Source organism: Pantoea sp. (assembly GCF_032114055.1).
In the GTDB taxonomy this organism is placed as follows: Bacteria; Pseudomonadota; Gammaproteobacteria; order Enterobacterales; family Enterobacteriaceae; genus Pantoea.
In genome coordinates this window covers 85,894-100,112 of the sequence record NZ_DAMCTB010000004.1, presented here as the reverse complement: position 1 = coordinate 100,112, position 14,219 = coordinate 85,894, and the positions used below count along the sequence as shown (strand labels likewise).

The window sequence follows — 14,219 nt, the reverse complement described above, 5'->3', positions numbered from 1 at the left end:
AATGCCTGCCGCCCTCGCCACTACCCTGCTGACGCTGATGGCGACGCATGCCGTCGCCGCTGACGAGCCGGGCCGTACCGAATGTATTGCGCCCGCGAAACCCGGTGGGGGTTTTGATCTGACCTGTAAACTGCTGCAGGTCACTCTGCAGGAAACCGGCCAGATTAAGACGCCGATGCGTGTCACCTATATGCCCGGCGGCGTGGGCGCGGTCGCCTATAACGCCATTATCGCCCAGCGTCCGGCCGAAGCGGGCACCGTTGTCGCGTTCTCCGGTGGCTCGCTGCTCAACCTTTCTCAGGGCAAATTTGGCCGCTATACCGTTGACGACGTGAAGTGGCTGGCGGCTGTCGGCACCGATTACGGCATGGTGGCGGTGCGTGAGGATGCGCCGTGGAAAACGCTGGGTGAGCTGATGGCTGCCATGAAAGAGGATCCTACCAAAGTGGTGGTTGGTGCCGGCGCGTCAATCGGCAGCCAGGACTGGATGAAGACCGCCCTGCTGGCACGCGAAGCCGGTATCGATCCCCGCAAGATGCGCTATGTCGCCTTTGAGGGCGGCGGTGAGCCGGTAACAGCGCTGCTCGGCAACCATATTCAGGTGGTTTCCGGTGATATGAGTGAGATGGTGCCGCACTTACAGGGCGGCAAAATGCGGGTACTGGCCGTGATGGCCGATCAGCGTCTGCCGGGTCAGCTGGCGGAGATACCCACCGCCAAAGAGCAGGGTTTTAACGTTGTCTGGCCCGTAATCCGCGGCTACTACCTCGGTCCGAAGGTCAGCGATGCCGATTATCAGTGGTGGGAGGCGGCGTTTAAAAAGATGGTCGAGACGCCAGAGTTCAAAAAGCAGCGCGACCTGCGCGGACTGTTCGAATTTAACCTGACCGGTCAGGCGCTCGACAGCTATGTGAAGAAACAGGTAGCGGATTACCGTGAGCAGGCCAAATCCTTTGGCCTGGCTAAATAACCGGAGCAGATGATGAGCGATCGTATTTTTGCTGTCCTGTGGCTGGCACTGTGCCTTGGCGGCATGGTGGTGGCCTGGCAGATTCAGAGTGAATACAGCTACGAACCGGTGGGGCCGCGTCCGTTCCCGATGGCCATCCTCGGCCTGATGGCCATCTGCGCCGTACTGATGCTATTTCGTAAACCGGATGCGATTCAGTGGCCTGCCAGCGGTACGCTAAAACGGCTGGCGGCGCTGGCGGGGATGATGATGCTCTACGGCTGGCTGTTCGAGACGCTGGGCTTTCCCATCTGCACGACGCTGCTGACCTTCGGCATCGGCCTGCTGTTCGGGGCGCGCTGGTGGGCCGCTGCGCTGGCCGGACTGGTGATGGGCACCGCGCTGTTTTATGCATTTGACCGTCTGCTGGAAGTTACGCTTCCGGTCGGCAGCTGGCTGAGTTAAGGAGAGCATCATGGATACCTGGTCCTTTTTAATGCAGGGCTTTGCCGTCGCCATGACGCCAGAGAATCTGCTGATCGCCCTGATCGGCTGCTTTATCGGCACCATTGTCGGTCTGCTGCCTGGCCTGGGCCCGATTAACGGGGTGGCGATTCTGATGCCGCTGGCGTTTGCACTGCACCTGCCGGCTGAATCGGCGCTGATCCTGCTGGCGACGGTTTATATCGGCTGTGAATATGGCGGACGCATCTCCTCGATTCTGCTCAACGTGCCGGGCGATGCCGGAGCCATCATGACCGCGCTGGATGGCTATCCGATGGCGCAGCAGGGCAAGGCGGGCGTCGCCCTCTCGATTTCAGCAGTCAGCTCATTTATCGGCTCTACCATCGCTATCGTGGGTATTATTCTGTTCGCTCCGCTGCTGGCCAGCTGGTCGCTGGCGTTCGGACCGGCTGAATATTTTGCCCTGATGGTGTTCGCCATCGCCTGCCTGGGTAGCATGATGAGCCACAATCCGCTGAAATCGTTCCTTGCCGCCTTAATCGGCCTGGGCATGGCGACGGTCGGGGTGGATGCGAATACCGGCGTCTACCGTTTTACCTTTGAAAGCGTTCACCTTTCCGACGGCATTCAGTTTGTGGTCGTCGTGATTGGCCTCTTCTCGGTCAGTGAAATTCTGCTGATGCTGGAATCCACCAGCAGCGGTCAGAAAGCGGTGCGGGCAAGCGGCCGCATGATGTTCAACCTGAAAGAGGCCGCGATGGCAACCGGTGCCACGCTGCGCTCCTCCTTCCTGGGCTTTTTTGTCGGCGTTCTGCCCGGAGCCGGTGCGACCATCGCCAGCGCCATCGCCTATATGACGGAGAAAAAAATCAGCGGCAGCGATCAGTTCGGCAAAGGCGATATTCGCGGCGTGGCCGCCCCGGAAGCGGCAAACAACGCCTCAGCCTGCGGCTCCTTTATCCCGATGCTGACGCTGGGTATCCCTGGCTCCGGCACCACCGCAGTGATGGTCGGCGCCTTAACGCTCTATAACATTACGCCAGGCCCGGCGATGTTTGTTGAGCAGCCGGATATCGTCTGGGGTCTGATTGCGGCACTGCTGATTGGTAACGTCATGTTGCTGGTGATGAACATCCCGATGATCAACGTTTTTGCCCGGATGCTGAGCATTCCGCTCTGGTTCCTGGTGCCGGCCATCGCCGCCATTTCCGCCGTGGGCGTGTACGCCGTACACAGTACGACCTTCGATCTGCTGCTGATGGTCGGCCTGGGCGTATTCGGATATATCCTGCGCAAAATGGACTTCCCGATGTCGCCGCTGATTCTGGGCTTTGTGCTGGGTGAAATGCTGGAACAGAACCTGCGTCGCGCCCTGTCAATCAGCAATGGTAATCTGGTGATCCTGTGGGAAAGCCTGATTTGCAAAGTACTGCTGGTGCTGGCGATCGCGGTCCTGCTTGTTCCGCCACTCTGGAAACGCTGGCGTCGTCACCGCCTTAAGCTGGCGGAAGAGTAAATCTCGCATCAAACCGCTGTCCCCCGTGTGATTTCACGGGGGCTTTTGCTATCATGGCCTATTCTTTTTCCGGCGCACCCCACGCTGTTCTGTTTTCCAAGGAATCCGCCATGCAACCTCTCAGCGGCCCCGGTGTGCCGGTCGGCGAGCGTTCATCTGTCAATCCGCAAACCGGCGCTTCGCGTCACGGTTCGGTGGCCGGTGAGCAGCCGCTTTCCCCTGCCCAGCGCACCACCTTAGAACGTCTGATCGTGCGTATCTCTTCGCTCAGCAATCTCAAAGCGCCTGAACTCTGGGCGGGCGTACGGCATGAAGTCGGTGTGAAGAGTGAAGCTGAGTTGCAGTCGCGCCATTTTCCATTGGCGGAACAGTACCTTAACAGTCGTCTGACCCAGGCGCAGAACGGGCATGGCACACGTCAGCTGATGACCCAGCTCACAGAGCTGCTGCCAAAAGGCAATAACCGTCAGGCGGTCAGTGATTTTATTCGTCAGCAGTTTGGTCAGACTGTGCTGAGTGCACTGAGTCAGGATCAGCTGCACCAGGTGCTGACCATGCTGCAGAACGGCCAGATGGCGATTCCCCAGCCGCAGCAGACCCGCGTCAGCGATCGCACCTTACTGCCTGCCGAGCATCATACGCTGAATCAGCAGGTGATCCGTCTGGCGGCCGCCACGGGTGAATCGACAGGTAAGCTGTGGGCGGCGGCCCTGAAGCTGGTGAATCTGACCAGCGGCGATCCGATCCCGTCGCGCCACTTCCCGCTGCTGACCCAGTATCTGCAGGTGCGCCAGACGCTGAGTCAGCACAGCGCACCGACGCTGCAGCTGCTGGAAGCCTCCCTGAAACAGCCGCTGGATAAGCAGGAGCAGAGTCAGCTGGAGGAGTACAGCCAGCAGCGTTTTCAGGCGATGCCACAGACCGTGCTTACCGTGACCCAGACGCAGGATCTGCTTAACTTCCTGTTCAGCCGTCGCGCCGAGCGGGCAGAGAAACTGCATGAACAGCCGCTGGCGCCCAGCGAAATCAAGCCTCAGCCCATCTGGTCGCCGTTTGTCGCCTCGCTGCCCGCGGGTCTGCAACCCCTGGCTCAGCGTCCTCTGCTGGGCCTGTCTGTTGCGCTGTTAATCCTCTTTCTGCTCTTCTGGCTGGTGCTCTGAGTCAGCAGCCACAGGAGGCTGCAGGCCCGGTCACGGGCCATTCTCCCGCCGCCTCTCCCCAGGTCAGCGGATGCCCATCCCGTTTCCAGAAATCCAGCCCGCCAATCAGTTCCTTTACCTGAAATCCCAGCGAGGCCAGCTTCAGGGCCGCTTTCGTTGAACCGTTACAGCCGATACCATCGCAATAGGTGATATAGACTTTGCGGGCGTCGAGTCGGGCCGTGGTTTCCGCATTCATTTCGCGATGCGGAAAGTTAATCGCGCCACAGATGTGCCCGGCGCGATAGGCATCCGGGGCGCGTGCATCGATCACCACGATATCGGTAAGCTGCTGCCCCAGGTCTTCCGCCAGATCCCAGGCGTCGGTATACCAGGCGAGTTTTGCCTGCAGATACTCAAGACTTTGCTGCGGCGTAGCGGCCGCCACGCGTAAAACTGATGACATCGCGATTCTCCTGTTGTAGTGAACAGGCAGTTTACGGCAAATTGGACTGATTACTGATACCCATATTTCATCAGACATAAGACCGATATGACCTCTCCGCTGTTACAACTTTTTCAGCATCAGGCGAGCGGCGGCGTACGTGAACGCCTCTGCGCGACGCTACGGCTGGCTATCCACCGTCACCATCTGCACGCCGGGCAGCAGTTACCCTCCAGCCGACAGCTGGCGCAGGACCTGCGGCTCTCTCGCGTCACGGTGGAAGCGGCTTACGGGCAGCTGGAGAGTGAAGGCTATCTGCGACGCGAGACCGGCCGTGGTACCTTTGTCGCCATCACCGTTCCCGTCAGCCCTCCCTCGCCGCCAGCTCCCCCTCAGCCTGCCCGCTTTTCGGCGCGGGGCTGGCAGGTACTGGCGACCGGAGGCTGTCAGGATCCCCCTTTTCCCCATGCCTTTGCCGCCGGCTCGCCGGAGTTACGTGCGTTTCCCCACGACCTCTGGCGACGATTGACCAGCAGCGTGCAGCGCGCCCTGGGCAGTGCTGCCATGGGGTATGGTGACCCGTGCGGCTACTTGCCGCTGCGCAGTGCCCTCGCCGATTATCTCTCGCTCGCCCGGGGCGTCGTGTGCCAGCCGGAGCAGGTGATCATTCTCACCAGTTCCCAGCAGGCGCTTCAGCTGCTGGCCATGATGCTGATCGATCCCGGTGACGAGGTATGGATGGAGGAGCCTGGTTATCCCGGTGCCCGCAATGCATTTCTGGCCGCAGGCGCAAAAGTGCGCGGCATTGAGGTGGATGCTGAAGGTGCCCTGCCCGCCAGCGGCAGCGCGAGGCTGATGTATCTGACTCCCTCGCATCACTATCCCACAGGCGTCACGCTGAGCCTGCCACGGCGTCTGGCGTGGCTGGCGTGGGCGCAGCGCCACCAGAGCTGGCTGATCGAGGATGATTATGACAGCGAATTTCATTACGACGAACGCCCCATTCCGGCATTACAGGGCCTGGATCGCTATCAGCGGGTGATCACGCTGGGCACCTTTTCCAAATCGCTTTTTCCTTCGCTGCGGCTGGCCTGGATGGTTGTTCCGCCTGCACTGATTACTCCCCTCGGCCAGGCGCGCAGCGTGCTGGACGGGCACAGTGCCCTGCTGCCGCAGGCGATTACCGCCACTTTTCTGCAGCAGGGCCATTTCGCCAGCCATCTGCGGCTGATGCGTCAGCTCTATCACAGCCGTCGTAATCTTTTACTGACGCAGATTACGCAGCGGCTGTCGCCCTGGATCATCCCGATGGCCAGCGGCGGTGGCCTGCAGGTCACGGTAAAACTCCAGCAGAACGTGTCAAAGACAGAGGCGCAACTCACGGCGCTGGCGGCACAACGCGGTCTGCTGCTGCCGCGCCTGAGCCCGCTCTATGCCGGTTCCACTGCGCAGCAGGGCTGGATGCTGGGTTTCGCGGCGCTGACGCCGGATGAAATTGTGGCGGGATGCGATACCTTGCTGGCATTGCTTCAGGCGGGTTAAGCAGGGGGGAAATGTCAGAAGGATAAGCGGCTCAGGTCAGTCGAAACGTCATCGCCACAGCAGCGCGCCGCACGACGCCGGGCAAATAAAAAGGGCCGGCAAGCCGGCCCTTCAGCATCCTGACGTAATGATTACGCCTGATATTTACGCATGGTCAGCGTGGCGTTGGTGCCACCGAAGCCGAAGCTGTTGGACATCACTGTGGTCAGTTCTTTTTCCATCGGCTGCGTAACGATGTTCATACCTTCTGCCGCCGCGTCGAGTGAACTGATGTTGATGCTTGGCGCGATAAAACCATGTTCCAGCATCAGCAGTGAGTAAATCGCTTCCTGCACGCCCGCAGCACCCAGAGAGTGACCGGTCATGGCTTTGGTCGCAGAGATGTAAGGCGTGTTATCGCCGAACACTTCGCGGATGGCACCCAGCTCTTTCACATCGCCCACCGGGGTAGATGTGCCGTGGCTGTTCAGATAGTCGATTGGGGTATCCACGCCATTCATCGCCATCTTCATGCAGCGCACTGCGCCTTCGCCTGACGGCGCAACCATGTCTGCGCCATCGGAAGTCGCACCGTAACCGACGATTTCGGCATAGATGTGCGCTCCGCGGGCCAGCGCATGCTCCAGCTCTTCAACCACGACCATGCCACCACCACCGGCGATAACAAAGCCGTCGCGCTCGTTATCATAAGTGCGTGACGCTTTTTCTGGCGTGTCGTTGTAGCGGGTAGACAATGCGCCCATCGCGTCGAACTCACAGGCCATTTCCCAGCACAGCTCTTCGCCGCCACCAGCAAAAACGATATCCTGTTTGCCCAGCTGGATCTGCTCAACCGCATTACCGATACAGTGCGCAGAGGTGGCACAGGCGGAGCTGATCGAGTAGTTTACGCCATGAATTTTAAAGGGCGTGGCGAGGCAGGCAGAGACACCGGAAGCCATCGCCTTGGTTACGACATAGGGACCCACGGCTTTCAGACCACGCGGGCTGCGCATAGCGTCAGCACCAAAGACCTGAAAACGTGGCGAACCGCCGCCTGAACCTGCAATCAGACCCACACGTGGGTTGCTCTGATACATTTCAGCGCTGAGACCAGAATCTTTAATCGCTTCTTCCATGGAGAGATAAGCATAGATGGACGCATCACTCATAAAACGCACAACTTTGCGATCGATGAGGCCGGTGGTATCTAATTTAACGTTACCCCAGACGTGACTACGCATGCCGGAATCTTTCATCTCTTCAGAAAAGGTGATGCCAGAGCGTCCTTCACGCAGAGATGACAGCACTTCCTGCTGATTATTACCAATACTGGAAACGATCCCTAAGCCAGTAATCACAGCACGTTTCATTCAATCTTCCTCATCCACTTCTTCTTAATTGGCATGCACTCTAGCGTACACTTGTACGCCGAACAAGTCCGATCAGCTATTTCCTTTTGTAAATTTGCGTCATGTCACGTGGGTCGTTAAAATCGCGCCACTGCCTGAAAAACGAGCCTTTGCCGTGAAATTATCCCCGGTTGAACATGCACAGCTGAACTGGAATGAACAGGGTACACCTGTTTCCCGAGCGTTTGATGACGTCTATTTCTCTAATGAGAACGGTCTGGAAGAGACGCGCTACGTCTTTCTTGGCGGCAACGGTTTCCCCCAGCGTTTTGCTGAGCATTCGCGCGATCTGCTGATCGTGGCGGAAAGCGGTTTTGGCACCGGCCTCAATTTCCTGACGCTGTGGCAGGCGTTCGACGCTTTTCAGCGTGAACAGCCGGATGCCACAGTAAAACGGCTGCACTTCATCAGCTTTGAGAAATTTCCATTAACCCGCGCAGACTTAGCCGCGGCCCATCAGCACTGGCCTGAACTGGCAACCTGGGCCGAAGCACTGCAGGCGCAGTGGCCCGCTGCCCTGCCCGGCTGTCAGCGGCTGCTGTTTGATGGCGGCCGCATCACGCTGGATCTCTGGCTGGGGGATATTAACGCGCTGATGGGGCAGCTGGATGAAAGTCTGCATCGACAGGTAGATGCCTGGTTTCTGGATGGGTTTGCTCCTGCGAAGAACCCCGACATGTGGACGCCAGAGCTGTTTGGCATGATGGCAAGGCTGGCGCGACCGGAGGGGACCTTTGCCACCTTCACCGCCGCCGGTTTTGTGCGGCGCGGGCTGCAGCAGGCCGGTTTTGAGGTCATCCGCCGTAAAGGATTTGGCCCAAAACGCGAGATGCTGTGCGGCACATTACAGGATGCGCCTTCGCTGCCCAGTCCGCAGCCATGGTATCACCGCCGCGCCGCTAAACAGCGCGAGGTGGCCCTGATCGGCGGCGGCGTGGCCAGTGCTACCCTGGCGCTGGCGCTGCTGCGTCGTGGCTGGCGGGTGACGCTTTACTGTGCCGATGACGCCCCCGCGCTGGGCGCCTCCGGCAATCGTCAGGGGGCGCTCTATCCGCTTCTCAATCAGCACGATCCGGCGCTGGCGACGTTCTTCCCGGCGGCCTTTGGCTTCGCCCGGCGGCTTTATGACCAGCTGAACGTCAGCTTTGAACATGACTGGAGCGGCGTGCTGCAGCTGGGATGGGATGAGAAGAGCCGCAAAAAGATCGATCAGATGCTGGCAATGGGGCTGCCTGAGACGATGGCCCATCGAGTCGATGTGGCCGAGGCAGAAAGGCTGGCGAACGTTAAGCATGGTCACGGCGGTATTTTCTATCCAGAGGGTGGCTGGCTCTCACCGGCCGAACTGACCACCGCGATGCTGGCTTGGGGTGAAACCCAGGGATTGCGCATTCACTGGCTGCATCGTGTCGAGGCGCTTTCACGGGACGATGAGCAGTGGACGCTCACCTTCCGCGATCGTCCGGCGGTTCGTCACGCCAGCGTCGTACTGGCGAACGGTCACACGATTGCTGACTTTATCCAGAGCGCCCCGCTGCCAGCCTATGCGGTGGCGGGTCAGGTCAGCCATGTTCCCTCCACGCCTGGCCTGGATGCACTGCAGACGGTGCTCTGTTATGACGGTTATCTGACGCCCATCAGCCCGCAGTTCGGCACCCACTGCATCGGTGCCAGCTATCGTCGCGGCGAAACAACCACGGATTATCGCGAAGCAGATCAGCAGGAGAACCGCAGCCGGCTGATGCACTGTCTGCCGGACGGCGAATGGGCCGCAGCCGTCGATATCAGTGACGGCGAAGCGAGAATGGGTGTCCGCTGCGCGTCGCGTGACCACCTGCCAATGGCAGGCGGCGTGCCCGATCATGCGGCGACGCTGGCGCAGTATGCCGATCTGCAGAGCCGTCTGGCCAGTGGCGGTGAGGTCGCTGAAGCGCCCGACCTGCCCGACTTGTTTATTGCGGGTACCCTGGGTTCACGCGGCCTGTGCAGTGCGCCGCTGGTGGCCGAAGTGCTGGCCGCCCAGCTGGCGGGCGAACCGCAGCCACTGGATGCTGCCACGCTGGCGGCGCTCAATCCGAATCGTTACTGGGTAAGAAAATTACTGAAGGGAAAAGCGGTCTAGCGGGCGCAACGGGCGGCACGCCGCCCGCCACCATCAGGCGGAAAGCTGGCGAGCCTGAACAAACAGGTTATCCCACATGCCGACGACCAGCGCCTGGTCGCGCGGCGAGAGTTCACCCGCCGCAATGGCATTTTGCAGGCTGCGCGAAACCTGAATCTGCAGCGCCTCCGGGCTATGGTCATCCAGCTGCTCGACTTCCGCGACCGCCAGTGTCAGGTGCCCGCGCAGATAACCGCTGGCGAACAGCTCATCGTCGCTGGCGTGATCAACCATGTCGTCAATCAGGGCCAGAATACGCGCTTCAAATTCTGCGATCATCTCAATTCCTCTTTTAATCATGCCTTGCTGCATCACAGATCGTCCGGCCAGGGAAACTGCGACGCGGTTAATGGCGGTCTGCCATAAAATTCCGCCAGAGCGGTAATAAAACGCGCGGGACGATCGGGAATACCCGAGGTCAGATAATTCATCACCTGCGCATGCACCTTGCGCTGGAACGCAATGCGATCCGGCTCACAATCTCCGTCGAGATTGTCACAACTCACGTTGAAGGGAAAGCCTGCCGCGGTACAAAACATCCACTCCAGCGCCTGCGGCTTCACTTCCACCGCTTCAAACTGGCTCTGCGTCTGTGCATCGCGGCCATCCGGGCAATACCAGTAGCCAAAATCGACCAGTCTGCGACGGGCTTCCCCGGCGATGCACCAGTGAGAAATTTCATGCAGGGCGCTGGCGTAAAAGCCGTGGGCGAAGATCACCCGGTTCCACGGTGACGTGTCGTCAGCGGGAAGATAGATCGGTTCATCGTCGCCTTTAATCAGGCGGGTCTGAAAGTCCTCGCTGAAACAGCGATCAAACAGCGCGATCAGCTGTTCATAATGGTGAGTCGGGTTCATGACAATTTCACGTGAAAAGTTACGATTACAGCGTGGCAAGCCAGGCCATAACGGCGCTGCCGTGGCTGTCCCACAGGAGTTTGATGCTCATGACGGCGGAGACAATTACCACCATCGGGCGGATCAGTTTCTGTCCGCGGCTCAGCACCAGTCGCGCGCCCATACGTGCGCCACAGAAAGCACCCAGCATCATTACCAGGCCGGTTCCCCAGACGACTTTGCCGCCGAACATAAAGAACAGCAGGCTGCCCACGTTAGAGGTGAAGTTAAGCACCTTGGCATGGGCGGTCGCTTTGGCGAGGTTATAGCCGCAGAGCGTAACGAACGCCAGCGCATAAAAAGATCCTGCACCGGGTCCGAAAAATCCGTCGTAGAATCCCACGGCTCCGCCGCCGACCAGCGCATAGGCAAGGCCGTGCAGGCGACGCGTCTGATCCACTTCTCCCAGGCGCGGCATCAACAGGAACCACAGGCCGATGGCGATTAGGAACAGCGGCAGCATCTGGCGCAGGAAATCGGCCTGCAGTCGCTGGATCAGGATCGCGCCCAGCACCGAGCCCAGCAGCGTCATGGCGATGTTCAGCCACTGTTCATTCAGTTTGACCGCGCCGCGCCGGACAAAATAGAGGCTGGCGGAAAAGGATCCGCCGACTGACTGCAGCTTATTGGTCGCCAGCGCCTGGGCGGGAGAGAGGCCCGCAGCCAGCAGTGAAGGCACGGTCAGTAAACCGCCACCGCCCGCGATGGAGTCGATAAAACCGGCGAGCATGGCGATTAAAAACAGCAGTACGACCAGCAGAGGGCTGACCACAAACCAATCCATGAAATCCCTTACAGTAGATGTTTATCCAGCAGGGCCTGACAGGCAGGCGGAAGCGGTGGCGGCTCGCGTTTCACCGGTGCGCCTGAACCCGGCTGCTTCGGCAGGAACCAGCTTTGCAGCTCGGCGCCACAGCCGTCACCCACAGGCGGTTCAGGCTGCTCTTCACAGCCGGGGCTGCCCGCCGGGCAGCGCAGCCGCACATGCATGTGGGCACGGTGAGCGAACCATGGACGCACTTTCCGCAGCCACGCCCGGTCGCTTCCCGCATCGGCACATAGCTGCTTTTTAATCGCCGGATTGACGAAGATACGTGTGACGTCGTCATCTTTCGCCGCCAGTTTGATCAGGCTGTCGATTTCGGGCTGCCAGTGACGGGCAATCACATTGCGGTCTCCCGGCCCCACCAGATCCAGCGGCTGTGGCTTCAGCAGCTGCTGCGCACTCCAGCGGGTTTTCGGCAGCTGCAGCCAGATGTCAACGTCGAGTCCGGTCTGGTGACTGGCATGACCGCTGCTGAAGCGGCCGCCTGCTGCCATTCCCATATCGCCGATCAGCACATTGCCCAGCTGCAGGTTATGCACCTGGTTACTGAGTCGCTGAATAAACTGGATCAGATCGGGATGACCGAAGTAGCGACGCTGATCCTGACGCATCACCTGATAATCCGGTGAATTCAGCGGCAGCGCCTCGGCGCCGATAATACAGCCATTGGCGAAGCCCCCGATGGACTGCGGTGCGCCACTGATGGGCTGCTGAATACGCTGCCACGGCGTCGCCGCCAGGCTGGAGGCGCTGACCAGCAGCGCACTCAGGATAAGCAGAAGTCTCTTCATTCCATCACCAGCGTGGCACGGTGCTGTTGACGTCACCGTTCTGCGCCCGCTGGCGCAGCAGATGATCCATCAGGACGATCGCCATCATCGCCTCAGCGATCGGCACGGCGCGGATCCCGACGCAGGGATCGTGGCGGCCTTTAGTGATCATCTCCACCTCTTCGCCGTCGCGGGTAATGGTTTTGCCCGGTACGGTGATGCTGGAGGTCGGTTTCATCGCCAGGTTGGCGCTGATGGTCTGGCCGCTGCTGATGCCGCCCAGAATGCCGCCCGCATGGTTGCTCTGGAAACCATTGTGGCGGATTTCGTCGCGATGCTGGCTGCCACGCTGATTCACCACGGCAAAGCCATCACCGATTTCAACGCCTTTTACCGCGTTAATGCTCATCAGTGCATGCGCCAGATCGGCATCCAGCCGATCAAAGACCGGCTCACCGAGGCCTGGCGGCACGTTATCCGCCATGACCGTCACTTTCGCGCCAATGGAATCGCCCTCTTTTTTCAGGCCACGCATCAGTTCATCCAGCGCATCCAGCTTGTCGGCATCCGGGCAGAAAAACGGGTTCTGTTCGACGATGCTCCAGTCCTTCAGCTCGCAGGCGACGTCACCGATCTGTGCCAGATAACCGCGTACCACCACACCATGCTTCATCTGCAGATACTTTTTAGCGATCGCGCCGGCCGCCACGCGCATGGCGGTTTCGCGCGCCGACGAGCGGCCGCCGCCCCGATAGTCGCGCTGACCATATTTCTGCTCGTAGGTGTAATCAGCATGGCCCGGACGGAAGAGATCTTTAATAGCACCGTAATCCTGCGAACGCTGGTCGGTATTCTCAATCAGCAGACCAACAGAGGTACCGGTGGTGACCCCTTCAAAAACACCCGACAAAATTTTCACCTGATCCGGCTCGCGACGCTGCGTGGTATAGCGCGAAGTGCCAGGACGACGGCGGTCGAGATCGTGCTGAATATCTGCTTCCGTCAGCGGAATGCCTGGCGGCACGCCATCAACGATACAGCCCAGCGCCAGACCGTGGGATTCGCCAAAGGTGGTTACTCGAAAAAATTGCCCGATGCTGTTTCCGGCCATGCTGTTTCCTTGTCAGAGTTCGGCGGGCGAGACTTCGCCCCACTTTTAGTCTTTGTAAAAAGAGAAATGGTGTTGTGCGTCGACAATCTGCTGGCGCGTCAGTGTAAAGACACCATCTCCGCCATTGTCAAATTCCAGCCAGGTGAACGGCACATCAGGATACTGCTCGATCATGTGCACCATGCTGTTACCGACTTCGCAGACCAGCACGCCCTGCTCGCTGAGATAGTCAGGCGCGCAGGCCAGAATGCGGCGCACCAGCTTCAGGCCGTCGCTGCCCGCGGCCAGACCCAGCTCCGGCTCGTGGCGATATTCATTGGGCAGATCGTCCATATCTTCCGCATCCACATAAGGCGGATTGGTGACAATCAGATCGTATTTCAGCGGTGGCAGTTCGCGGAACAGGTCAGCGCGGATTGGCGTCACCTGGTGAATGAGACCATGATCTTCAATGTTCTGCTCGGCCACCGCCAGCGCACCGGTAGAGATATCGACCGCATCGACTTCCGCTTCCGGGAAGGCGTAGGCGCAGGCAATCGCGATACAGCCGCTGCCGGTACACATATCCAGAATATGACGTGGCGGCGCGCTGACCAGACCGGCAAAGCGGTTCTCGATCAGTTCGCCTATCGGTGAACGCGGTACCAGCACGCGCTCATCCACAAAGAATTCGTGGCCACAGAACCAGGCTTTGTTAGTGAGATAGGCGACAGGAATGCGTTCGTTTACGCGACGGATCACGCGCTCGACGATTAAGAGACGCTCGCTGGCGGTCAGACGCGCACTGCGCATATCTTCCGGAATGTCCAGCGGCAGCCAGAGTGACGGCAGGACCAGTTGAACGGCTTCGTCCCAGGGATTATCTGTGCCATGCCCGTACCAGATTCCGGCAGCGGAAAAGCGGCTGACCGCCCAGCGCAGCATGTCCTGAATAGTGTGCAGTTCATTCACTGCCTCATCGACGAAAATTTTGTCCACGTAGCCCTCCGCAGGCCTTTTGCTAAATCG

General features: G+C 59.6%; 14 protein-coding genes. 6 read left to right on the top strand and 8 right to left on the bottom strand.

The window, feature by feature from the left end:
- The first annotated feature begins 1 nt into the window (after position 1).
- From RT657_RS08790 to flk, 4 genes are all read left to right on the top strand, one after another.
- Positions 2-970, top strand: coding sequence for a Bug family tripartite tricarboxylate transporter substrate binding protein (locus tag RT657_RS08790; RefSeq protein WP_409520989.1), 969 nt, complete (start codon positions 2-4; stop codon positions 968-970).
- A gap of 12 nt (positions 971-982) precedes the next feature.
- Complete coding sequence (locus RT657_RS08785) at positions 983-1,414, top strand: tripartite tricarboxylate transporter TctB family protein (protein ID WP_313653855.1); 432 nt, start codon at positions 983-985, stop codon at positions 1,412-1,414.
- Positions 1,415-1,424: 10 nt separating this feature from the next.
- Positions 1,425-2,930, top strand: a complete 1,506-nt coding sequence (locus tag RT657_RS08780; RefSeq protein WP_313653854.1) for a tripartite tricarboxylate transporter permease — start codon at positions 1,425-1,427, stop codon at positions 2,928-2,930.
- Between the two features lie 110 nt (positions 2,931-3,040).
- The gene (flk, locus tag RT657_RS08775) at positions 3,041-4,090 is read left to right on the top strand and encodes a flagella biosynthesis regulator Flk (RefSeq protein WP_313653853.1); all 1,050 of its coding nucleotides are present in this window, start codon (positions 3,041-3,043) and stop codon (positions 4,088-4,090) included.
- Position 4,091: 1 nt separating this feature from the next.
- Here flk and RT657_RS08770 read toward each other — a convergent pair whose 3' ends face one another.
- The gene (locus RT657_RS08770) at positions 4,092-4,535 is read right to left on the bottom strand and encodes a rhodanese-like domain-containing protein (RefSeq protein WP_313653852.1); all 444 of its coding nucleotides are present in this window, start codon (positions 4,533-4,535) and stop codon (positions 4,092-4,094) included.
- An 87-nt stretch (positions 4,536-4,622) separates the two neighbouring features.
- Between RT657_RS08770 and RT657_RS08765 the strand changes: the two genes are divergently transcribed.
- A complete protein-coding gene (locus RT657_RS08765; RefSeq protein WP_313653851.1) occupies positions 4,623-6,056 on the top strand; it encodes a PLP-dependent aminotransferase family protein in 1,434 nt (477 codons plus the stop codon).
- 131 nt (positions 6,057-6,187) lie between these two features.
- Here RT657_RS08765 and fabB read toward each other — a convergent pair whose 3' ends face one another.
- Entirely contained in the window at positions 6,188-7,408 is a 1,221-nt protein-coding gene (gene fabB / locus RT657_RS08760; RefSeq protein WP_111140438.1) for a beta-ketoacyl-ACP synthase I, read from the bottom strand.
- A 154-nt stretch (positions 7,409-7,562) separates the two neighbouring features.
- On the opposite strand from fabB, the gene mnmC reads away from it, so the two are divergent.
- Complete coding sequence (mnmC, locus tag RT657_RS08755) at positions 7,563-9,569, top strand: bifunctional tRNA (5-methylaminomethyl-2-thiouridine)(34)-methyltransferase MnmD/FAD-dependent 5-carboxymethylaminomethyl-2-thiouridine(34) oxidoreductase MnmC (RefSeq protein ID WP_313653850.1); 2,007 nt, start codon at positions 7,563-7,565, stop codon at positions 9,567-9,569.
- Between the two features lie 33 nt (positions 9,570-9,602).
- Here the strand turns inward: mnmC and RT657_RS08750 are convergent, their stop codons facing one another.
- Genes RT657_RS08750 through prmB form a run of 6 tightly spaced genes read right to left on the bottom strand, consistent with a single transcriptional unit; the run spans position 9,603 to position 14,189 of the window.
- Positions 9,603-9,887, bottom strand: a complete 285-nt coding sequence (locus RT657_RS08750; protein WP_313653849.1) for a YfcL family protein — start codon at positions 9,885-9,887, stop codon at positions 9,603-9,605.
- Positions 9,888-9,919: 32 nt separating this feature from the next.
- Positions 9,920-10,465 carry an elongation factor P hydroxylase gene (locus RT657_RS08745; RefSeq protein ID WP_313653848.1) on the bottom strand — a complete coding sequence of 182 codons (546 nt, stop codon included), beginning with the start codon at positions 10,463-10,465 and terminating at the stop codon, positions 9,920-9,922.
- 25 nt (positions 10,466-10,490) lie between these two features.
- Positions 10,491-11,288, bottom strand: a complete 798-nt coding sequence (locus RT657_RS08740) for a sulfite exporter TauE/SafE family protein (RefSeq protein WP_313653847.1) — start codon at positions 11,286-11,288, stop codon at positions 10,491-10,493.
- 8 nt (positions 11,289-11,296) lie between these two features.
- A complete protein-coding gene (mepA, locus tag RT657_RS08735) occupies positions 11,297-12,121 on the bottom strand; it encodes a penicillin-insensitive murein endopeptidase (RefSeq protein ID WP_313653844.1) in 825 nt (274 codons plus the stop codon).
- A gap of 4 nt (positions 12,122-12,125) precedes the next feature.
- On the bottom strand, positions 12,126-13,211 hold the full coding sequence (gene aroC / locus RT657_RS08730) for a chorismate synthase (protein WP_313653842.1): 1,086 nt from the start codon (positions 13,209-13,211) through the stop codon (positions 12,126-12,128).
- Between the two features lie 45 nt (positions 13,212-13,256).
- A complete protein-coding gene (gene prmB / locus RT657_RS08725; protein WP_313653840.1) occupies positions 13,257-14,189 on the bottom strand; it encodes a 50S ribosomal protein L3 N(5)-glutamine methyltransferase in 933 nt (310 codons plus the stop codon).
- Between the last annotated feature and the right edge of the window lie 30 nt (positions 14,190-14,219).

What these genes read in the sequence shown, in the direction of transcription:
- flk (WP_313653853.1), top strand. Translation starts at nt 3,041, where the DNA reads ATGCAACCTCTCAGCGGCCCCGGTGTGCCGGTCGGCGAGCGTTCATCT.
- RT657_RS08785 (WP_313653855.1), top strand. Translation starts at nt 983, where the DNA reads ATGAGCGATCGTATTTTTGCTGTCCTGTGGCTGGCACTGTGCCTTGGC.
- RT657_RS08765 (WP_313653851.1), top strand. Translation starts at nt 4,623, where the DNA reads ATGACCTCTCCGCTGTTACAACTTTTTCAGCATCAGGCGAGCGGCGGC.
- RT657_RS08745 (WP_313653848.1), bottom strand. Translation starts at nt 10,465, where the DNA reads ATGAACCCGACTCACCATTATGAACAGCTGATCGCGCTGTTTGATCGC.
- mepA (WP_313653844.1), bottom strand. Translation starts at nt 12,121, where the DNA reads ATGAAGAGACTTCTGCTTATCCTGAGTGCGCTGCTGGTCAGCGCCTCC.
- RT657_RS08740 (WP_313653847.1), bottom strand. Translation starts at nt 11,288, where the DNA reads ATGGATTGGTTTGTGGTCAGCCCTCTGCTGGTCGTACTGCTGTTTTTA.
- RT657_RS08790 (WP_409520989.1), top strand. Translation starts at nt 2, where the DNA reads ATGCCTGCCGCCCTCGCCACTACCCTGCTGACGCTGATGGCGACGCAT.
- RT657_RS08780 (WP_313653854.1), top strand. Translation starts at nt 1,425, where the DNA reads ATGGATACCTGGTCCTTTTTAATGCAGGGCTTTGCCGTCGCCATGACG.
- RT657_RS08770 (WP_313653852.1), bottom strand. Translation starts at nt 4,535, where the DNA reads ATGTCATCAGTTTTACGCGTGGCGGCCGCTACGCCGCAGCAAAGTCTT.
- fabB (WP_111140438.1), bottom strand. Translation starts at nt 7,408, where the DNA reads ATGAAACGTGCTGTGATTACTGGCTTAGGGATCGTTTCCAGTATTGGT.
- aroC (WP_313653842.1), bottom strand. Translation starts at nt 13,211, where the DNA reads ATGGCCGGAAACAGCATCGGGCAATTTTTTCGAGTAACCACCTTTGGC.
- RT657_RS08750 (WP_313653849.1), bottom strand. Translation starts at nt 9,887, where the DNA reads ATGATCGCAGAATTTGAAGCGCGTATTCTGGCCCTGATTGACGACATG.